Source organism: Paenibacillus sp. V4I3, assembly GCF_030817215.1.
GTDB lineage: Bacteria > Bacillota > Bacilli > Paenibacillales > NBRC-103111 > Paenibacillus_E.
Map to the genome: position 1 here is coordinate 1161306 of NZ_JAUSZA010000001.1, position 21268 is coordinate 1182573.

Annotated in this window: 18 protein-coding genes and 1 pseudogene; 13 read left to right on the plus strand and 6 right to left on the minus strand. The window is 46.1% G+C overall.

From position 1 onward, the window contains the following. The first annotated feature begins 147 nt into the window (after window positions 1-147). The 9 genes from QFZ77_RS05490 (at window position 148) to QFZ77_RS05530 (ending at window position 8415) form a co-directional block, all read left to right on the plus strand. Window positions 148-1500, plus strand: a complete 1353-nt coding sequence (locus QFZ77_RS05490) for an extracellular solute-binding protein (protein WP_307437184.1) — start codon at window positions 148-150, stop codon at window positions 1498-1500. 94 nt (window positions 1501-1594) lie between these two features. After that, window positions 1595-2485 carry a carbohydrate ABC transporter permease gene (locus QFZ77_RS05495; RefSeq protein ID WP_171687942.1) on the plus strand — a complete coding sequence of 297 codons (891 nt, stop codon included), beginning with the start codon at window positions 1595-1597 and terminating at the stop codon, window positions 2483-2485. Between the two features lie 17 nt (window positions 2486-2502). Continuing rightward, a complete protein-coding gene (locus QFZ77_RS05500) occupies window positions 2503-3384 on the plus strand; it encodes a carbohydrate ABC transporter permease (RefSeq protein ID WP_307437187.1) in 882 nt (293 codons plus the stop codon). Window positions 3385-3468: 84 nt separating this feature from the next. Then, a complete protein-coding gene (locus QFZ77_RS05505) occupies window positions 3469-5316 on the plus strand; it encodes a sensor histidine kinase (protein ID WP_373462565.1) in 1848 nt (615 codons plus the stop codon). Between the two features lie 3 nt (window positions 5317-5319). Then, window positions 5320-6516 carry a response regulator gene (locus QFZ77_RS05510; RefSeq protein ID WP_307437189.1) on the plus strand — a complete coding sequence of 399 codons (1197 nt, stop codon included), beginning with the start codon at window positions 5320-5322 and terminating at the stop codon, window positions 6514-6516. Window positions 6517-6674: 158 nt separating this feature from the next. Continuing rightward, a complete protein-coding gene (locus QFZ77_RS05515) occupies window positions 6675-7223 on the plus strand; it encodes a C40 family peptidase (protein WP_307437193.1) in 549 nt (182 codons plus the stop codon). A gap of 188 nt (window positions 7224-7411) precedes the next feature. After that, window positions 7412-7813 carry a pyrophosphohydrolase domain-containing protein gene (locus tag QFZ77_RS05520; protein ID WP_307437197.1) on the plus strand — a complete coding sequence of 134 codons (402 nt, stop codon included), beginning with the start codon at window positions 7412-7414 and terminating at the stop codon, window positions 7811-7813. Window positions 7814-7826: 13 nt separating this feature from the next. After that, window positions 7827-8039 carry a helix-turn-helix domain-containing protein gene (locus QFZ77_RS05525; protein ID WP_029196808.1) on the plus strand — a complete coding sequence of 71 codons (213 nt, stop codon included), beginning with the start codon at window positions 7827-7829 and terminating at the stop codon, window positions 8037-8039. 175 nt (window positions 8040-8214) lie between these two features. Continuing rightward, entirely contained in the window at window positions 8215-8415 is a 201-nt protein-coding gene (locus QFZ77_RS05530) for a cold-shock protein (RefSeq protein WP_028555213.1), read from the plus strand. Window positions 8416-8550: 135 nt separating this feature from the next. Here QFZ77_RS05530 and QFZ77_RS05535 read toward each other — a convergent pair whose 3' ends face one another. The 6 genes and pseudogenes from QFZ77_RS05535 to QFZ77_RS05560 form a co-directional block, all read right to left on the minus strand. Beyond that, window positions 8551-9831 (minus strand): ABC transporter substrate-binding protein, encoded by a 1281-nt coding sequence (locus QFZ77_RS05535; protein WP_307437215.1) that lies wholly within the window; start codon window positions 9829-9831, stop codon window positions 8551-8553. Between the two features lie 171 nt (window positions 9832-10002). Then, window positions 10003-11619 (minus strand): response regulator transcription factor, encoded by a 1617-nt coding sequence (locus QFZ77_RS05540; protein ID WP_307437218.1) that lies wholly within the window; start codon window positions 11617-11619, stop codon window positions 10003-10005. Further along, a complete protein-coding gene (locus tag QFZ77_RS05545) occupies window positions 11597-13357 on the minus strand; it encodes a sensor histidine kinase (RefSeq protein WP_307437220.1) in 1761 nt (586 codons plus the stop codon). Before QFZ77_RS05545 ends, QFZ77_RS05540 begins: the two co-directional genes overlap by 23 nt. Before the next feature lie 79 nt (window positions 13358-13436). Continuing rightward, on the minus strand, window positions 13437-14288 hold the full coding sequence (locus tag QFZ77_RS05550) for a carbohydrate ABC transporter permease (RefSeq protein WP_307437222.1): 852 nt from the start codon (window positions 14286-14288) through the stop codon (window positions 13437-13439). Beyond that, window positions 14285-15247 (minus strand): carbohydrate ABC transporter permease, encoded by a 963-nt coding sequence (locus QFZ77_RS05555; protein ID WP_307437225.1) that lies wholly within the window; start codon window positions 15245-15247, stop codon window positions 14285-14287. Before QFZ77_RS05555 ends, QFZ77_RS05550 begins: the two co-directional genes overlap by 4 nt. A 223-nt stretch (window positions 15248-15470) precedes the next feature. Beyond that, window positions 15471-16257: pseudogene (locus QFZ77_RS05560) on the minus strand (putative protein N(5)-glutamine methyltransferase). A 276-nt stretch (window positions 16258-16533) separates the two neighbouring features. Here QFZ77_RS05560 and QFZ77_RS05565 point away from each other — a divergent pair. From QFZ77_RS05565 to QFZ77_RS05580, 4 genes are read left to right on the plus strand one after another with little or no spacing between them, the layout of a single operon-like run. After that, the gene (locus QFZ77_RS05565; protein WP_307437227.1) at window positions 16534-17502 is read left to right on the plus strand and encodes a lysylphosphatidylglycerol synthase transmembrane domain-containing protein; all 969 of its coding nucleotides are present in this window, start codon (window positions 16534-16536) and stop codon (window positions 17500-17502) included. 1 nt (window position 17503) lies between these two features. Further along, a complete protein-coding gene (locus tag QFZ77_RS05570; protein WP_307437228.1) occupies window positions 17504-18964 on the plus strand; it encodes an alkaline phosphatase family protein in 1461 nt (486 codons plus the stop codon). Further along, window positions 18957-19703, plus strand: a complete 747-nt coding sequence (locus tag QFZ77_RS05575) for a glycosyltransferase family 2 protein (RefSeq protein ID WP_307437231.1) — start codon at window positions 18957-18959, stop codon at window positions 19701-19703. The genes QFZ77_RS05570 and QFZ77_RS05575 overlap by 8 nt, the downstream gene beginning before the upstream one ends. Next, window positions 19700-21226, plus strand: coding sequence for a nucleoporin-interacting protein (locus tag QFZ77_RS05580; RefSeq protein WP_307437234.1), 1527 nt, complete (start codon window positions 19700-19702; stop codon window positions 21224-21226). The genes QFZ77_RS05575 and QFZ77_RS05580 overlap by 4 nt, the downstream gene beginning before the upstream one ends. The last annotated feature ends 42 nt before the right edge of the window (window positions 21227-21268 follow it).

Genomic DNA, 21268 nt, shown 5'->3' on the forward strand with positions numbered 1-21268 from the left:
TATAGAAAACTGATTGTTATTGCATCCACTCCCAACATAAACCTATAAAAATCAAACATCATACCTATAGTTCCCACATTGTAAGGGTTACCATTTTCGAGCGATAATAAGGACATCAAGAACAACAACAAACGAGGGGGATTCACATTGGTAACTAAATATAAAGCATTAAGCGTCGTTGCAGCTAGCTTTCTGGCTATCAGCTTAACAGCTTGCGGTGCGGGTGGAAGCACGAACGGCAGCACAACAGATACGAACACAAGCGCGGCACCGACTGCAACAGCACAAGCTAAAAAGCAGGAAAACATTACGATCACGTTCCAAAATATATATCCGGATCCAACAGATCCAAAGAACGGCATGTTGAAGAAAATCGTTAACGATTACCAAACGAAAAATCCGAACATCAAGATCGAGCTTGACTCCCTGAACACAGATCAACAAAAGCTGAAGCTCAAAACACAAGCCGCTTCCAAAGAGGTTCCCGACATCACAATCGTGAATCCGGCAGCACAAATGAAGCCTTTCGTCGATGCTGGCCTGTTCGCGCCACTGAACGACATGGTGGATCAAAACGGATTAAAAGGGACGTTCCAAGAAGGCATTCTGAACTGGTACACGTTCAACAACAACATTTACGCACTGCCTGACGGTAATAACATTGCAGTCGTTTATTACAATAAAGATCTATTCAAGCAAGCTGGTGTTGAAGTGCCGAAGACTTTCGAAGAAATGGTTGCAGCGGTAAAAACACTCAAAGGCAAAGGCATTCAGCCAATGGCGATCGGTGAAAAAGATTCCTGGACAGGTTCCTTCTTGTTCATGAACGTACTGCTTCGCACAAATGGCGGTCCTGGCTTCCTACAATCTGTCGTTGATGGCAAAAAGACGTTCGCTGATCCAGCGTTCACAGAAGCAGTAAGCAGCTTCCAAGACCTAGTTCAAGCTGGCGCATTCCAAGAGGGCGCAACATCTTTTGACTACAACGCAGGTGAAAACTTGTTTAAAACCGGCAAAGCCGCCATGTACTTCATGGGCAGCTGGGCAACGGGCGGAATCGAAACATCTTCCGTTAATGGTAAAGTTGGCGTGTTCAAATTCCCAACGGTTAAAGGTAAAGGGAACCCAGACGAGTTCATGCTTGCTCCAGGAAGCGCGTTCGCCGTATCTGCAAATAGCAAACATTTGAAAGAAACCAAAGATTTCTTGAACTACTTCATGCTGAACTTCCCTAAAGAAGCTTTCGCAGTAAAAGGCGCTGTAGGTATCGCACAAAAAGTAGATGGCGACTTCAAAGCCGCTGGTTACTCCGATATGGCAATGGAAGTGCTTGGCTTGTTCAAACAAGTAAAAGGCGGCGATCTTGCGTTCGATAATACGATGAACCCTGGAACAGCGCAAGGACACTTAACAAGCATCCAAAACCTTTTCGTACAGAAGAAAGAGCCTGCTGAAGTGGGCAAAGAACACCAAACCGCTTACGAAACGAATAAAAAATAAGATGAATTAGCAGCCGAATCGGAATTTATCTTGAGCGCCGCAATGGGCTGAAGGTAAATTCCGATTGGTATATGCCAGGAAGGAGGCGAGCCAAGTGAATGTGTTAAGAGTCTCCAAGTGGACAATTGCCATGTTTGTATTACCGTGTTTGCTGATCTATGTTAGTCTCGTTTTCGTCCCGATTCTCGTGTCTCTTTACAGTGGACTGCTGGATTGGAACGGAATTGGCGAGTCGACATTCGTTGGTCTCAAAAATTTTCAAACCCTGCTATTCGCAGACCCAGTATTCTGGCCGTCTGTTCGCCGTACATTGATGTTTGCTGTGTTTTCCATGGCTGAAATTCCGGTCGCTTTGGGTGTAGCTATTCTCCTGAACCGATTTATCAAAAAACCGAATTTTCTCGTTTCGAGTTACTTCTTACCTGTTATTCTATCCGTCGTCATCATCGGTCAATTGTGGAAAACTATTTATAACCCCGCCGCGATGGGGGGCATGCTCAATCAAGTGCTCGATATGTTGAATTTACATGGTTGGACGAGATCGTGGCTGACAGATCCTAAGATTGCGATGTATTCGCTTTATTTTGTAGCCCTTTGGCAGTACTTGGGTTACCACACGCTGATCCAGTTTACCGGTATTCAGAACATCCCTGCTGATATTTATGAGGCAGCCCGGATTGATGGAGCGGAGGGGCTTAAAGCCGACTGGCATATTACTTTCCCTATGAATATTCCGATTTTTAAAATATCGATCGTCCTCGCCTTCATCGGCTCGCTGCAAGCGTTCGACATGGTCATGGTCATGACCGCTGGGGGACCAGCGCACGCGACAGACGTGATCTCCACGCATATGTACAACATGTCCTTCCTCTCCATGAAATATGGGTACGGAAGCGCGATTGCGGCTTTCTTGGTCGGCATGTGTTTGATCGCAACGGTTATTATTAATGCGGTATTCAACCGACTAGAGAGAAGATTTTCATGAAGGAGGGGAGTGTTACCATGCAGACCGCACGGGAAGTAGCTTCGGCTAAGCCTGCAACCATTCGGAGACGCAAACGCCTCTCTATCGTCAAAATCATCGTGATCGCCTTTCTTTCCCTACTGGTGGTTACGCAAGTATATCCGCTGCTTTGGCTGGCCATTTACTCCTTAAAAAGCAATGAAGAAATCCTGTCGGGCCAATTTTTCGCTCTCCCTCATACGTTGCAATGGAAGAATTTCACGGATGCGATTAAGGCGGGACACTATTTTCAATATTTGAAAAACAGTCTATTCGTCACTTCGGTTACGATGGTGAGCGTTCTGCTGCTTAGTTCCCTTACCTCGTTCGCAATCGCTCGATTCCGTTGGAAATACGGTCAGGTTGTGATGGTTATCTTCCTCATCGGGATGATGGTACCGCTGCAGGCAACGTTATTGCCGCTCATGATTATTTTCAAAAATCTACATGCACTGAACACGCATATTTCGATCATTCTTCCTTATATAGCGTTTCAGACGCCGATTGCAGTCTTTATCCTTAGTGGATTTATGAAATCCATTCCGAGTGAGATTGAGGAATCCGCAGTTATGGATGGCGCAGGGGTTTTCCGGATTTTCCGCAGTATTATTTTACCGATTTCCATTCCTCCAATGATGACAGTCTGTATTTTAACTTTTATTAGCATTTGGAACGAATACATTCTCGCGGCGACTTTCATCTCGTCCGAGCGGCTGAAGACGCTGCCTTTTGGGGTGAACAGCTTCGTCAGTCAATATTCGGTTAATTACGGAGCAATCGGTGCCTTCTTAGTACTGGGCGCATTGCCGGTCATTCTCATCTATTTCTTGTTAGCAGATAAAATTACAAAAGGTATGGTAGCGGGAGCGGTGAAGGGTTAATTTCACCCCTCTCTTTTTGCTGTTTCTTGGGATGCCTATGATAAAATAGGAAGTAGCTTATAACGAAAGGGGACCGACAACGAAGTGACACGAGGCCTACACTCCATTCATAACCGGCTATTTCTGCTATTTATCTCCTGTATGTTAGTTCTCGTTCTCCTGGGAAGCGTGCTCTATTATAAAAAAACAACGCAAATTATCCATAGTAAAATTAGTGATTTGGCGGAGAAAAATATTTCTCAAACGGTAGGTTTATTTGATTTGCTGCTGCAAGGCTATGATAGTATCACGAAATCACTGAACAGCAATTTTGAGATGCTGAGATTAATCCAAGATCGCGACACCAATAAGGATGAAGCTGTTAGCATTATTAATGAGCGCACGATTACCAATATCTTAGGGGCTATCTATTACTCGCGCGATGATATTGTCGGAATTCATGTGATTACGAATGCCGGCAAAAACTATAACTACGAACGAGGATTCCATAGTGTTATGGACACGAACTATCCATCCTCGGAGTGGTACCGGAAGCTGCAGGATTCATCGGGAGAAATGGTATGGCTTGGGCTTTTCCAAGGCTCTGTCATCAATCAGTTTCAGAAGGATCCGTTATTCATATTCGGGCGCAAACTGTACGATTTAACCGACCACCGGGTGATAGGCGTTATGCTCATAGAAACGAATCCGCAGCCGATTCTTGCCGCTCTTTCGAACGTCACCATCAGCCCGAACAGCCAGGTGTACATTGTTGACCGGGAAGATCGAATGATTGCTTCTACCGCGGAAGAGAAAGTCATTCCGCCTTCTTTCAGCGGGCTTCCGCGTCCTCAAACGAATGAGATCATCGTTGATGATCGAACGGATCATCTCCTCGTCGCCGCGAAAGCGAAGATGTCCGATTGGACCGTGCTTGGTTTGACTCCAAAAGAGGATATCAACGCCGAGGTTGTGAGGACTAGAGAGTATTTATACCTCGTTATTATTGCACTGGTCATTCTATCGACGGTCCTGGCAAGCATTATTTCCCGCAACATCGCTTCACCGCTCAAGCTGCTGATTCGCGAGATGAAGCAAGTAGAGATGGGGAATTTTAAAGGCTCGGTGACGGTAAAGTCATTTGAGGAAATTAATTCGTTGGTTTCATCATTTAACCGAATGGTGAACCGGATGGATGAGCTTATCGAGCGCATTACACTCTCTTCCATGAGTGAGAAGAATGCGGAGCTGCAGGCGCTTCAATCGCAGGTTAACCCTCATTTCCTTTATAACACCTTGGATATGATTTATTGGATGCTGGATGAACGGGAGAACGATCGATTGGGCAAGGTTATCTTAGCCCTGTCCCATATGTTCCGCTACAGCAGCGACTGGCAGGAAGCGTCTAAGACGACGCTGCGGCAGGAGCTGGATCAAATGCGGCATTACATCACGATTATTGAAAGCCGTTTGGAAGGTAGAGTTAGTACAGACATACAAATTGATCCAGATGTTCTGGATGTCATCCTACCGAAAATGACTTTACAGCCGATCATCGAGAACGCCGTTAAATATGGGCTGGAACCTCTCCGTGAGCCGGGAATTCTCCGTGTATTTACGGAAGTCCATGATCAAGAGCTTCATATCATTATTAAGGATAATGGAGTAGGTATCCAGGAGAGCATCCTAGAGGAGATGCAGGAGCTGCTGCGTTCGGATACAACGGATGCAGGTGGCGTGGTGGCTTCGATGAAAATGGAGCAGCACATAGCGCCAAGCTCCATCCAAGCGGCAAGTATTTCTGCGAAAACAAGGCGGGGCATTGGACTCACCAATGTTCACCGCCGCATAACGTTAATGTTCGGAGATGCTTACGGGCTCCGTATTCATAGTAAACAAGGGGAAGGAACAACGGTCATCATCGTGATGCCGCTTCCTCGGAAAGGAGTGTAAAACATGGACATTCTCATCGTAGATGATGAAACAGTCATACGCGAGGGCATTCAGCGGACGTTGCAGAACCGTTTCCCCGAGCATCGGATTCATCTGGCTGCGAATGCTGAGCAAGCCGTCACGCTGCTGCGGAGCCATCCGATTCACATCGTTCTCACGGACATTCTGATGCCGGGCATGAACGGCCTAGAGCTTATGAATATGTCTCGTAGCCGGCACCCCCATGTGAAATGGGTTGTCATTTCGGCTTATTCGGAGTTTGCCTACGCGCAGGAGGCAGTGCGGCTAGGGGCTAAGGACTATTTGCTAAAGCCGATCGGCAAAGAGGTTTTGATTGAAATGATCAGCAAGCTAAGCGAAGAAATTACGCGTGAAACGGAGCTGATCGAAGAGGCTGAGCTGCTGAAGGCCAACCGCAAATACTTGCAGGAAGCCGTCTTCCAGCGCTGGGTGCAGGGTTTGGACACGGGTCGCATCGACATGGGACCCTTCATGGAGCAGCACCCTTATTTTCATCTCATCATGGTTAAAATGGAGACCGATAAGCCCGTCTTCCTCGAAAATTTCATTATCGAGAACGTCCTGCTCGAGCTTATCGAGCGCTACGGCAAGGGCTTCGTGACGGTGCACGACAGCAAAAGCCTGCTAGGACTAGTCACGCTGCCGGAAGGTGGCAGCCTGACCCTGCTGATTGATGAGCTGCGCAGTCATCTTGTGAAGTACCTGAAGGTGCCCTTCCAGATGATGAGCTCCGAGCTGATCGAATGCTTCCAGGCGGTGCCGGCAGAGGTACAGCGTATGAGGCAAGCATCTACGACGCAGGTCTACGAGCACCATGCCAGCGGCAGCGATCGCTCCATAGAAGTTGCCCTGCAATATATCCGCACACACTACCATGCCGATCTATCGCTAGAGAAGGTCGCTTCGATCGTTTATCTAAACTCTGTCTACTTCAGTCAGCTTTTTAAGCAGAAGACGGGTCAAGGCTTCAAGGAGTACGTTATTCACCTACGTTTGGAGCAGGCGAAGCAGCTGCTGTTGAATCCCAAGCTCAAGCTCGCTGACGTTGCCGAACGTATTGGCTACCACGACATGCGCCACTTCTCGCAAGTTTTCCGCAAAAAGTACGGCGTAACCCCGTCGGAATATCGCCAGGAAAACGCAGGTGATAAACCGGATAAGTATGTGTCAAGGGAATAATTCTTATTAAATTCTCATGGAATTCTAAGAAATAGCAATAAAGCTAGACGGTTAGCGGCTTTCTCTTTTTTGTGGTAAATATTAGGCGGATAATCTTGTGCTATGGTTGTAGCACAGGTCATACCTAATATTCACGATCAAGAAGGAGGAAATCAATCATGATTTTCATAGATAAGAACCGCCTTAGTAAATCGTTAGTAGGGATAAGCCTTAGTCTTTCCTTGTTGACCGCGGGAGGCGTACTTTGGAGCCCGCAAGCTGCCCATGCTGCTATTGAAACAAGCAGCTCTATAGATACGCTTGACGCTACAAGCACAGCGATAAGTGCGACGCGAGCAGATAGCATTGTCCGTACAGCCAAGTCCTATGTCGGCAAAGTGAGATATCGTTTCGGTGTCCGCGATATCCAACATTTAAAATTAGACTGTTCCGCGTTCACACAGCTCGTTTTCAAAAAAAATGGCATCACGATCCCTTGGGGATCGAGCGCACAAGCAAAAGTAGGAACTCCCGTTAAGTATAAATCGCAATTAAGAAAAGGCGATCTGGTTCTATTTAGCGTGAGCAAACCAGGCCGAATAAATCACGTTGGCATTTATTTAGGGAATGGTAAATTCATTAGCAACACGACAAGCTCCGGTGTAGTTATAAGTGATTTAAACAAGGGATATTGGAAAGATAGATTCATAAAAGGTCGTCGTTTATAAAAATGGACAAGCTGCTAAAGCGCGAAAACAGCGCTTACTTGAGCGCTCCCGCAGCTCACTCGATCTCCTTTCATGGTGAAGCACTTATCACCATCGAGAGGGAATCGAGTTAGGGCTTTTTGTTGACCGAGGGCACTTTTAAATGGTATATAAAAGAAAACCGTTTGCAAGGGAGCAGAAGAAACGAAATGACCTTAAAAAAAGCATTTGAAGATGTTAAAAAGTTTCATGAAACGTTTGAGCATCCAGTAGGCACATCCCCACAGCGCCTTTCCGAAAGCCGCAAAGCGGCTCGTCTAGCTTGGATGGAAGAGGAACTCCAGGAGTTTAAAGAAGCAGCCACACTGGAAGACGAAGTGGATGCGATGATTGATGAGTTATATTTTGTCCTTGGTACATTGGTTGAAATGGGCGTGGAGCCTGGACCGATCTTTGACATTGTTCAGCATGCAAATATGTCTAAGGTATGGCCTGATGGTCAAGTTCATAAAAATGAGACCGGCAAGACCATCAAGCCCCCCCATTGGCAGGACCCATTCGACAAAATTAAAGCTGAAATTCACAGACAGCAAGGCAACCAAAATGGCTGAGGAGGGCGCAACAGTGGCATTTCACACGAAATTAAAAGAGCTCAGACAGCAGCAGAATCTAACTCTCCGTAAGCTCGGAGAGAAGGCAGGAATCAGCTATTCCATCCTTAATTCTATCGAAAATGGTCGAATCGAGCCGTCGAAAGATGTCGCATTAGCACTAGCCATTGCCTTGAAAATAGAGGACAGGGAAGAGTTCTTATCTTTAGCAAGAAATCCCTTCTAGGGACAATTGCATTACACGATATTGTGTGGTAAAGTAATGTTAAGTCTTAAAGATTCACCCTGAATTGCGTATTGCAAAGGGTTATCATTAAGTTAATGAAACCTTTTCCAATGTGTAATTTTTTTGTTCGAAACAAGAAAAAAGACATGTTAATAAAACTTTGGAGGTATTACCCATGGCAGTAGGAACAGTAAAATGGTTTAACGCAGAAAAAGGATTTGGCTTTATCGAAGTTGAAGGCGGCAACGATGTATTCGTACATTTCTCCGCAATCACTGGCGAAGGTTTCAAATCTTTGGACGAAGGCCAACGCGTTGAGTTCAACGTAGTTCAAGGCAACCGCGGACCACAAGCTGAGAACGTTGTAAAACTGTAAGCTTAGCTTGCACAAATAGCATTCTCGAAGAACGGCCTCTTAACATTACGTTGAGGGTCGTTCTTTTTTGCGTCCAGTTCTAAAGGCAGCCACACAAAAATAAAGAGCCTCTTGGAGGCTCCTCATTCATGTAAATTATTGATAATCTTTTGCCTTTTTCACAAGCTCGTCATAAGCAGCTTCCGGCGTTATTTTGCCGAACATCACTTTTTCACCGATACTCTTATAATCTTTAGCTGTATAATTACTCCAGCCTTTAGCTCCAGCATTGAAAGGCTGAGCGTCAGGAGCAACAGTTTTAATGAGTTCAATTTGTAATTTATCTGCGGCAGTTAACTTAGGTGTTAAGTAATCGAGCATTTTTTTGGAAACAGGAACACCTCTTGTTGTCGTTAGAACGTCCGCGGCTTCGCTATCATTCACAAACCAGTCGATGAATTTCTTGGATTCTTCGGCATACTTGGAATCAGCACTTATGGACCAGAACATGGAAGGCTTCAGAAATCCGCTGGATTGTGTCCCTTTAGGCTGAGCAATGAGTGAGTAAGCACCAGGCTTAACACCCTCATAACCAGGGAATAGAGCGGCGAAAGTGCGTTTCATCAATACGCTGTCATTGTTCATTAAATCAAGCTTTGCGTCAGATTCTTTGTCTGTGCTGGCGATTTCTGCAGGAGGAATAACCCCTGCTGTTCGCAGCTCAGCATATTTCTTAACAAAGGTTAGCCACGTATCTTTATCGAAGTTGAATTTGCCGTCCTCGGTTATCGGGTAGCCTTTGCCTTGGCTAATTTGATAAGAAGAATACATGGTATAATCGGATGTCGCATCCATCAACACATATTTGTCTTTATCAAGCTTAGCTTTCGCATCTTTACCAAATTGGAAGTATTCATCCCATGTCCAACCGTTTTTGGGAGGTGTAATCCCTAGTTTATCAACGGCATTCTTATTGTAGATCATACCAGTTGCATTATTGCCTAGCGCGATGGCATAAAGCTTATCTTTAAATTTCCCTGAATCCACGAGCGATTTGTCGATATCTTCGGTACGAATGCCTTTGGATAAGTCAGCCAGCTGGTTTCTGCCTGCATACTCGGCTAGCCATGCCGGATCCATTTGGATAATGTCAGGGGCATTTTTGGCTGCAGCTTGAGTAGCCAGCTTATCCGCGTAGCCATCAAACCCAGAAAATTCTGGCTCAAAGGTCACGTTCGGATGTTTCTTTGTATACGCATCTAGTGCTTTTAATGTAGCGTCGTGCCTTGCCTGTGAACCCCACCATACAATACGAAGCTTAACGGGCTGGGAGGTTGTAGCCGCGGGTGCTGCCGTTGCAGCAGGGCTGCTACCTGTAGTACTTGGTGTATTTCCGGAACCACATGCACTTAGGGACAGCGCTATCATGGCAGTCATCGAGAGCATGCTCCATTTTCTCATCTGCACGTTCATTGAAAATCCCCTTTCACTACCTCATTATCTTTACAAGTTAATTATAGGACAACTGAAAAGAAGAAAAAGGAGAGTAATGAACACACTTCTTTCACTATTGATCACAATATGGCGATGAATAGGTATCATTCCCGATTATAACCCGCTTTTACTTACTTCACTCGGGCTAATACCATTATATTTTTTGAAAATAGAGCTAAAATAAGGGACGTTTTTATAGCCAACTTTTTCGGATATCTCATATATCAAATATTTGCCTTCGGCCAGAAGGGCTTGTGCCTTCTTCATCCGTACTTGTATGACGTAGTTCGTGAAGGTTTCACCGGTCGCTTTCTTGAATATTTGATTCAAATAATTGCGAGACAAGTAAAGCTGCTTCGACATATCTTCCAAGTTGATCTCTTCGGAATAGTGATCGTGTGCATACTGAATCATGAAATCAACCGCTTCTTTATGTTTGGAATTCTCGTTCCAATGGCGGCTGGTTGCAATGATATGAATTTTACCCTGCAGCCATTGCTGCAATTGCTCTGGTGTTTGGATTTGAATAATTTCCGGCTGCAGCTTCATTTCTGGAAACAGTTCATCAAGCACAATACCTACGCTGTATAAGGAATAAGCAAATATGGTCCAAAGCTCTGTACATAAATACTGCAAGTAAGCCGGGGTTATGGTTGACATGGTTTGCAGCCGGTTGATGTAAGCTTCCACAATCTGTGCAGCCGTTTCTTCTTTGGAATACACAATCGCTTCCGCAAGCTCTTGATAAAACTTAATAGGACGAATAGCAAGTTCTTTCTCTGATGGAATCGTAGATGGATGTTCTCGTGCAAGCGGCGGGATAATGGTCATCTGCAATAAATCTAGAAAAGCTTCCTCGGTGGAATCCGATATTTCCTGCCATGATTCCTTCATCTGGCCTAACCCTATACGGATCGTTAGCCGCAGGTACGTAAGGACACAGTCCGTAATTCGCTCACCAATCAATTGAATCCTACGCATCGCGTCATCTGACACACTCGAACGCTCAACATGAAACATAATCGCGGCATGATGGCTGTGAAGCTCAATGAAGTCGGACTCAGGCCAATCTTCGGCCAAAATTTCTCTAATAATATTAGCTAATGCAAAACGAAACAAATTCCAATCGATTAGCGATAGGTTAGCCGTACGAACAGTGCTCATCAGCTCTATACCCATCACGAGGTGGTTTCTGTGCAGCCAGTAGGCTTGTTCAGATAGCTGAATGCTTTCCGCGGCAATCGTTTCATTAAAGGTGCCGGTAATGACCGACTTCAACCATTCTTGCTGCACAAAGGGCTCATACATCATCAGCCTTCTTTTGACTTCTTCTTGCTCTATTTTTTTCAGTTCTTTCGTTTCCAGTTCTTTAACGACTTTGGCTAGCACAGCCCCCAGCTCTTCAATGGTTACGGGCTTGGACAAATAGTCACTCACCTGCAGCCGCAAAGCCTGCCGTGCATACTGGAAATCGGCATAACCGCTAAGGATAATCAGTTCACCGGGAAAGTTAGTTTCTCGGAGCTTTTCAATCATTTCCAGGCCGTTCATCACAGGCATGTAAATATCGGTAATCACGATATCAGGCTGAGTTTGTCGAACCATCTCTAGACCTTCGGCGCCATCACTGGCTTCACCCACTAATTCTGCGTCAATGGACTCCCAGGGAATCGCCTTCTTCATACCTTCCAACACTTGAAAGTCGTCATCAATAATGAGTATTTTCCACATGATACTTCTCCTCGACTTCTTCTTTATTTTGGATTTGCGGCAATAGAATGGTGACTTCGGTGCCCGTGCCTTCCGTACTTGTAATATGGACCCCATAAGGAGGCCCGAAATAAGCCTCAATTCGTTCTTTCACATTTCGCAATCCGTAACCGCCTGTTTTCCTTGCCTTAGGTTGATCCCAATCGGCTCGCAGCCCAACACCATCATCCCAAACTTGAAATTGGATATCTTGTTGAAGCAGCTGCACACTTACTCGGATTTCTCCTTTTTTTCGCCCGTGAAACCCGTGGATGATCGCATTTTCGATAAAAGGCTGCAAGGTTAGCCTCGGTACATAGAGTTCTTTGGCTGTTTCATCGACAGAGATGGTGAATGCCAAGCGATCGCCCCAACGAATTTGCTGAATTTGCAAATAACATTCGACATGGGTCATCTCGTCCGCGATCGGAATCAATGTCTCACCATTGGATAGGCCGATGCGAAACATTTTACCCATTAAGGAAAGGATCTTACTGATTTTAGTTTGACCGGAATCAATAGCTAACCAGTTTAATTGATCCAATGTGTTGTACAGAAAATGGGGATTAATCATGGCTTGCAGCGCCTTAATTTCAGCTTCGCGTTGGCGCTTGTGCTGAGCTTTCAATGAGGTTAAAAGTTCCTCAATTCGTTCCATTTGTTTACGATAGCCGTTAAATAAATTTCCAAACTCATTGGTGTAGTCCGTAGGCAAGTCCGAAACAAAACCTCGATCGGGAAGCTTACTCATAAAAGCAACCAAAAGTCGAATTGGATTGGTGAATTGTCTAGATATAAAGAAAGTGAAAAAGGAAGCGATAAAAATGGCGGATAAGCCAACGGTTAAGAGAATTAGTGCTAATCGAATACTGCCATGGACAATGCTCTTCCACGGTGTCACCTCAACCAATGTCCAATTCGAAGGGGATTTACTCCAAACGAGTAAGGATTCATTTTGTTGTTTGGCTGTTAAATGAACACTTCCGGACTTCTCCTGGATCAACCTAATCTTCTCCAGCTCACTCTCTTGTATGTTGGGATCGCCAATGGCAGCAATCGTTCTGCCGCCAGCATCAACTAATAGTCTGCTTCTTCCCTCCGTTTCACCTCGAATCAAATTCTGGATCTCAGATGATTTCACATTGAGCAAGAGCAAGCCATAATAGATACCAGAGTTATTGTAAAGCTTTCTTGCAAAGCTAGTAACAGATAACGAGCCTTTATTCGTCTGAATGGTTCGTTCTTTTATCCAGGCAAAATCATTATTTTGGATGTCCGAGTACCAATCCTCGTCCTTCACCCTTTTTAAGTCATAAACGCGAACTGGCCCCTGAGCATCTGTCACAAACGGGCGCTCGATATATAATGAAATGGATTGCACCATTGTCGTGCTGTACGTAATGCTGGCAAGAAGCTTACCCAAATCTTCTTTACGTTTGTTTCGTTCAAATAAGTCACTCTCCAACGGATCATACCCAATGATATCGATATTTCTATAGGCTGCGAGAGACATTTGCTCAATAGAGTTCAACTGAGTGACCAAGCGCTTATTCAACTCATTTAACAGATCCTGCTGATAATTAGCCGTATTGTCAGCTAACTCGCGTGAAGTTAGACTGTAGCTGATCCAGGAGGAAATGAGCAACAGCACGGCAATGAATGCGGCGAAGCTTCCAAAGAACAGGCGACCGATTCGAACGCGCTTGAATAAGTTAAACACAGCAGCTCCTCCTCATTTACTTCCATAAAAGTGGAAAAAAGGCTGCAGGTAGCGCAACCTTTTTCATTATTATATTATTCTATCCTTTCACTGCACCTGAAGCAATGCCATCGACGAAATGGCGCTGCGCCATAAAAAAGAGAATCAGTGAAGGAATAATAGAAACGAGCGACATGGCAAGTAATTGTCCCCACGGAAGCGCAGATTGGCTGTCAACGAACAGCTTCAAGGCTAGACCGACGGTGTATTTGCTCACAGAATTGATATACAGCAAGTGTCCGAAGAAATCATCCCAATTCCAAAGAAAACAATAAATGGCGACCGTTACGAGTGCGGGTTTCGTTAAGGGCAGCACAATTCGTAAGTAAATGCCGAACCAGCTGCAGCCGTCCATTTTGGCCGATTCATCCAGCTCCCGCGGAATTCCGCGAATAAACTGCACCAACAGGAAGATAAAGAAGGGTCCTCCGATACCGCCAGCTAGGGCATGTGGAACATAGAAAGGCAGATACGTATTGACCCAACCCCAAGTATTAAACATGATGTACTGGGGAACCAGTGTCACTTGACTTGGCAGCATCAGGGTGACCATCAGAATGGAAAACCAGAAATTTTTCAGCGGAAAATCCAATCGAGCGAAACCAAAAGCCACCAAGCTGCAGGAAATGATAGATGTTATAAGTACTCCAGCAATCAGTTCAAATGTATTCAGATAAAAATGTGTAAAGGTAAACTTAGGAATGGCTACCCACCCTTGGCTGAAGTTACTCCATAACCACTCTGTAGGAAAGAAGCTGGGCGAGCTCATCTCCGCGTTCGATTTAAAGGCTGCTCCAACCCACCATAACATGGGATATATCATGACTAGACTAAACAGTGCTAATAAGAAATGCATTCGGAAAGTCCGTGCTCCAATCAGATGGTTTCTCATTTTCTTCTCCCTCCTTCGGTTTCATAGAATACCCAGTAACGGGATGAGGCGAAAATTAAAGCCGTTACGATCGCAATCACCACAAGGAGTATCCATGCCAGAGCGGAAGCATAACCCATCTCATATCTAGAAAAAGCGCGATCATACAGGTATAAAGCGTACATATACGTGGAGTTAATAGGTCCGCCTTTCGTAATAATGAAGGCTTGGGTAAACATTTGAAAGGAACCGATTGTCTGCAGAACGAGATTAAACAACAGTACAGGCGATAGCATAGGTAGAGTAATACTAACAAACTGTCTGACTTTAGATGCACCATCTACGGAAGAGGCCTCGTATAACTCGGCAGGTATTTGTTTTAATCCGGCTAGGAAAATAACCATCGAAGAACCAAACTGCCAAGCAACCAGAATAATTAAGGTACCTAATGCCGTATTGGGATTGCTAATCCAACTGATTCCCTCAATACCGAAATAACTTAAAAATCGATTGATAAAACCGTTAATACCGAAAATATTTTGCCAGAGAATAGCTACAGCAATGCTGCTCCCTATTAGTGAAGGCAAATAGATGAATGTTCGATAAACAGAAATCCCTTTTATTTTCTTGTTGAGTACCATAGCAACCATTAAGGCGCTGAAGAGTTTGATTGGCACGGATAAAACGACGAAAAGAATCGTTATTTTCAATGATTGACGAAACATCTCATCGTCTGCAAAAATACGCTCATAGTTTCTCAGACCAATCCACTCTGGCGCATCTAACAACGTATATTTAGTAAATGAGTAATACATCGATTGAACCATCGGCCATAAGGTTAACAGGAGAAATCCAAGTAACCACGGGGAAATAAATAGATACCCAGCTATGGGTGATTCCCAGCGCCCTTTCAGGGTGAATGCTGTTGTCTTTTTGCGAGAGGAAAGCTTTTGGTTAGCAATGCTAGTTTCAGGCTTCATCCGGATAAACCGCCTTTCATTTCAATAACACCTTTATGTTTAGTATAAAAGGTATTGCTCACCCGAAAAATGAGAGTAATGAACACAATTCATTCACAATCGAACAAATTGTTCTGAGAAAATAAAATTGTAGATTGACGGTGTTGATTTTTTAGACAATATGTTTCTAATAAACAAAAACCCAGTCAAAACACTAAAATAAAGTGTTTGACTGGGTTCACCTCTAGTTCGCGGACAGGCCTGGCCTGGCTCCTATTACGACTGTGGCGTCAAGTTCGTCTAATCTGGCAACCTGCGGGATCAGCCCGTTGCTAGCGAAAATTTTGGCTGTCTGCGTCGCCTGCCGCTGGCTAGTCTCGACCAGAAGATGGCCACCCGGTGCCAGCCAGATTGGCGCCGCAGCCGCCACCCGGGCGCTGGACGTCAAGCCCATCTGCACCCCCGTCGAGCGCCACCAGCGATTCGTGAATCCGGGCCTCAGGAGGCAGCAGCCTGATCGCCTCGGTGGGGACGTAAGGTGCGTTAGCGACCAAGATGTCGACGCGGCCTCGCAGTATTGCGGGCAGAGGTTCGTAGAGGTCGCCTTCATATACGTGACCACAGGCGGTAGTGACGTTGCGGCGGGCACACCGAACTGCGGCAGGGTCGATGTCGGTGGCGTACAACTCGATCCGTTCTAAGGCGGCAGCCAGTGCTGTGCCTACCGCGCCCGAGCCGCAGCACAGGTCGACCACTACGGCTCCTGACTGTGCGAGAGCTGCGGCCTGGCGAACGAGAAATTCTGTGCGGTGGCGAGGTACGAAGACTCCTGGATCCACTGCTATCTTTAGACCGCAAAATTCTGCCCATCCGATTACATGTTCGAGAGGCAAACCGGCGACTCGACGATCCACCATGGTGATGAGATCGTCCGACGTCCGAGCTGCTGAGATGAGTAACCGGGCCTCATCTTCGGCGAAAACACTACCAGCGGCTCGAAGCCTGCTGACATAGATTGTTTCATTTATAATTTATCTTCACTCTCTTTCGAATAAATCCATCATGTCTCATAATGAACATGATAACAAAACATATAAGGACAATGCGGATAAAGAATCGCTATAGTCATTCTGTCCGGTAGTTAGTAGTCTTGCTGTTGGCAATTCTTTGCATCCCCTACTGGAAATGGTTGGGGTTAATTCAATTAGGTTGACGTAGCCCCCTAAACCGCCTATACTGACCATGATTCTCATTCTCACATTAATTTAGTTTGAGGTACCCTTAACTAAAAGAAGGTCACAACAAATATGCCAACAAAGAAACAAATTGTTCGTTTCATGGCGATGCTTCTGATCGTTTGTTCTATTTTTTTAACATGGCAATGGTTTGATTCGAAGGAATGGCTCAGTGACGTAGAGCTTCTTTTCCGTCAACCCCAATGGTTGGTCTTCATGTTCGTCGTATACCTGCTCTCCTTCCTTCTAAAGGCCGCGGCTTGGCGAATTTATACAGGATCTGAGGTTCGATTCAGCATTTATTTTCATGCCATTAGCTATAGCTTGCTCGTCAATCATCTACTTCCGGTAAAAGCGGGAGATGGCGTTCGTGCTGGCTTATATATGAAGCATGGGGGAAAATCGTGGGAAGAAGCGTTCCATTCCGTTGCGGTCATGCGATTGCTTGATATGCTCGTGCTTGCCGGAATCGGGGGAATTGGCATCATTCGGTTAGGTTTGCCCTCTTCATGGATCTGGGTGACGGTGTTGGCTGGGGGAACGGTGATTCTCGCAACAGCGCATTACCTGCCTGTGATTCGCAAAATTCCGTTCATAGCGAAGCATTCGGCTTATTTTCATCTTAAAATGCTCTCTAGAAAAGGGGCCATCATTATAGGCTTGATTGCGATAAGTTGGATTCTAGAAGCTGGTGTTATCTTTGCTGTAGCTCGCATGATCGGCTTGCAGCTAGGGACAATCTCACTCGTTTGGGCGAATAGTATGACGATTGCTGGACAAATTTTTCATATTACCCCAGGTGGGATAGGTACTTATGAGAGTACAATGAGCGGGTCCCTTGTCTTGCTGGGTGTGAATGGTAAGGATGCTTATAGAGCGGCGCTTGTGTCGCATACATTTAAATTTCTATTTGCTTATACGTTAGGGGTGTATTCACTTGTGCGAATACCCTTACGTTGGCGCGAGATGAAAACCTGGATTGGGCGGCTTACGAGTCACAAAAAACCATCATTGAATGGCAACGCACGGAAGGATGATTAATATGAAAAAAGCTTCATCGTTTGAAATAGTCGCAGCTCGCTGCTGGAATTTGCTCAATGAAGGGAAACCGTTTACCCCGATTTTCGTTGTGGGTGTTTTTCTGCTCTATCATATCGGCGTATGGTCCGATCCTAACTTTTGGAGTGCCGCTGGTTTGGGGCTGCTCGTGACCCTCCCTCTTTTTGTGCTTTATTATTGCTTTGATTTTCCGCTTTTTTTGCGAAATTATTTATGGATGCCGTTAATTGCTGCGCTGCTGATTTGGGAACGGTCTGATTTCTCGCTGTATTTGCTAGCGCTCGGGTTGTTCTACTTCTTTACGGTGTATTTCTGGGGCACTTTTTACTATCATCTACGAATTGGGACGACTTGGTGGAATTTCACACGGTTCTGGAAGCTTGTTCTGAAAAATAGTGACTCAACTAGTGGCAATGCGCAGGAGCAGATGCCTAAGTTCTTGCTGCTGCTTTTCGTATGGAATCATTATTACCGTCAGTTTGAGGCAGGCGTTTCCGCTGATGTGGGTAAAGGGCTTCTATTTGCGGGCGGGTTGCTGATATACAGCTTCATTCTCCACCGTTATTTGTTTGACTGGAAACCAGCCGAAATCCCTACGTACACACGCGATTCAAGCGATGTACAAGCGGGCGGACAAGCGCTGAACAAGAAGGTCATTGTGATTGTCGTGGACGGGATGCGCAAAGAGCGCTTTGAAGAAGCCGACGCGCCATTTATGAAGAAACTGAGAGCAGAAGGCACGGAGTATGCTCAAATGGAAACCGTGTATCCTGCGCGTACCGTGGTATGTTTCTCTTCGATGTTCACGGGTACTTACCCGCGCGAGCACGGTATTCGCTCCAATATGGTTTGGAGGTTGGGTATTCGGGTTGAAAGTATTTTTGATTCGCTCCGTAAGGTTGGGAAAAAAGGACGTCTGCTTGGCATAGCGCACTTAATCGACTCCATGGGAGACGATGTTGAGAGTGTGACCGCTGTGATGCATAACGATGTCGCAGATCGTAATATTATCGAACGGGCGAAGAAGATCATGGCCGAACAAAACCCTGATTTACTCGTTGCTCAATTGATTGGTGTTGACCAAACGGGTCACAGCCGAGGCGTTTTATATGACGATTATACGCAAAAAATCGCAGAAGCCGATAAATTAATTGAAGAATTCGTTGGCTGGCTTGAAGAGCGCGGCATGATGGAGAATACGACACTCATCATTTGTGCCGATCACGGACAAGCTGATGGTATTGGCGGGCATGGCCATTTGGACGAAGGTGAGCGCTATGTTCCTTTCTTCCTGCATGGACCAACCATTGAGGCTGGCCATCGCATTGATGAAAAACATTCCCTCGTATCCATGGCTCCGACCTTAGCTTATCTACTAGGAGCTCCATTCCCGAGCCATAGTCGCGGACCCGTCCTAACGGAGGCTATCAAGCATCATGACTAAGAAGAAAATCATCGTTTTTATGCCTGCGCATAACGAAGAAGAGAATATTAGCGGGGTTATTGCCCGCGTTCCGAGAGATTTCCACCCTCATTATGAGGTGGAGGTGCTGGTGATTGACGACGGGTCCAAGGACCGCACGGTCGCCGTCTCTGAGGAAGCGGGAGCCGACCATATTGTGTCGTTCCCGCACAATAAAGGACTCGGCGCTGCCGTTCGTGAAGGGCTGAAGCAATGCTGCCAGCTAGGTGCCGACATTGGCATCATGATTGATGCGGATAATGAGTATCCGCCGGAGCAAATTCCCGATGTCCTTGCGCCCATCATCGCCGGACGCGCGGATTACACCTTTGGCTCACGCTTCAAAGGGCAAATTCAAGGCATGAAGCTGCATCGCCGTTTAGGCAACTATACCTTCACACTGCTGCAGGCGATTCTGCTGCGCAGATGGATTTATGACGGCCAATCCGGGATGCGCGGATTTTCTCGCGGCGCAATGGAGAATGCCGTTATTGTCCACGATTATAACTATGCCCAGGTGCTCACGTTGAATCTGGTTCGCCAAGGATATTGCTTGGAGGAGATTCCGATCACCTATCAAGTGCGTACGAAGGGTCAATCCTTCATTAAATTCAGACAATATGTAACCTCCGTTCTTCCGGCGATCTATAAAGAAATGAGACGCCCTGTCTCCAAGCGCAATGTGAATCCACAGACGAATCGAGATGATGCGGGCGTATGAGACTTAATGCAATATGGTTGGCGCTGTTCGCAGCTGCGGTTATTGCTGGAGTAACGTGCCTGAGTATTGTCTACGCCAGCCCCTTTGCGCGAACGTGGGACGAGGTCGATTTCACTTTGGCTCTACATAGGTATGATCTACTCGCTATGCAGCCTCATTTTCCGGGTTATCCTTATTTTATTCTAGGTGGATGGTTTATTAACCAGTGGATGAATAACCCCGTCAAAGCTTTATCTGTCTTCAATACCCTAGCAGCTCTAAGCTCCGCGCTTCCGATGTTTTTACTGGCAAACCGTCTGACGGGCAGCGGCATGAAAAGTCTTTTACTGCCTGCGCTCGTACTAAGCAGCCCCTACATTTGGCTCATGTCCTCACGTCCCATGTCGGAGTGTGCGGGTATGGCCTTATTGTGGTGGTTTCTTTGGAGTATCCGCTTTGCGATGGATCGTCCTGGTTCACTGCTTCGCCATGGTCTGGTGCTGCTGATGTTCGGCTTTCTTATGGGTACACGCCTATCCTTCTTTCCATACGGTCTAGCGCTAGTGCCGCTCTGGCACGGAATTTGGCAGTACGGTGCGAGAGGTTGGCGGAGATGGTTGAGACTGGGGTGCTCGGCCTTAACTGCGCTGTGGTTTCAACTGCTTTGGATAGCTGGGTTGGTGCTTTCCGAAGGAACCCTAGCTGGCTTCTGGAAGCTGTCTGTTGCTTTCGTTGAAGGACACTTCTCCGAATGGGGCGGCGGTGTTATCTCTACCCCGATACCGCTTGGTGAACGAATTTACCAGCTCATTGGACACAATTTACTAGGATCAGCCCTATTGGGCGGTTCCGTTTTCATTGGCTTATGGCTTGTCATTATTGTCGTTGCAGCGTTTATTGGTCGGAGATTTGTGTCTGTTAGTGTGCAAGGCAATGAGAATCGACGATATATCTTCTGGCTCGTTGGCTGTGCCGTTTTGTACACCCTATGGGCTCTTTTTGGTCAAAATATTGAGAAACCGCGTCATATCGCTCCTGTCGTTGCTCCGATTTTGCTACTTATGTTTGCTTTTATCATTCGAACGGCAGAGGGATTAAGGACATCCACGCATAGGACGCGTCTATTGAGAATAGCGCCAACGAGCCTGTACGCTCTCCTCATTAGCCTCATAACCATTCAAGTCGTCTACGGGGCTCAGCTTCAGAAACGGCAGGCCGTGGAAGAGCCAGCGGTTTATCAGCTTCATGACTATGTAAGCAGCCTGCAGGGGCCTCTCCTGCTGTTTACATGGGAAGAAACGAGAGTCTTGCAGTACTTGCAGGCCGACTACGATCATCAGCGCATCTATACGTACGAGTACTTTCAAGCGGTGGCTGGGGCGAATTCCGAGCGGCGAGTGCTCCTCACCGATCATGTCGTTCAAGGCTTTGCGCAGCAAGGCAAATCGGTGAAGGAGCATGTTAAGCAGCTTGCTGAGTTTAAGTCGGACGCTCTATTTGATCCGGCATATGCTCACGTCATTTTATATGAGTGGGTGCGTTAAGATGGGGTCCCTCTTTTCAGCTGAGTAAAAAAATGGTTGACA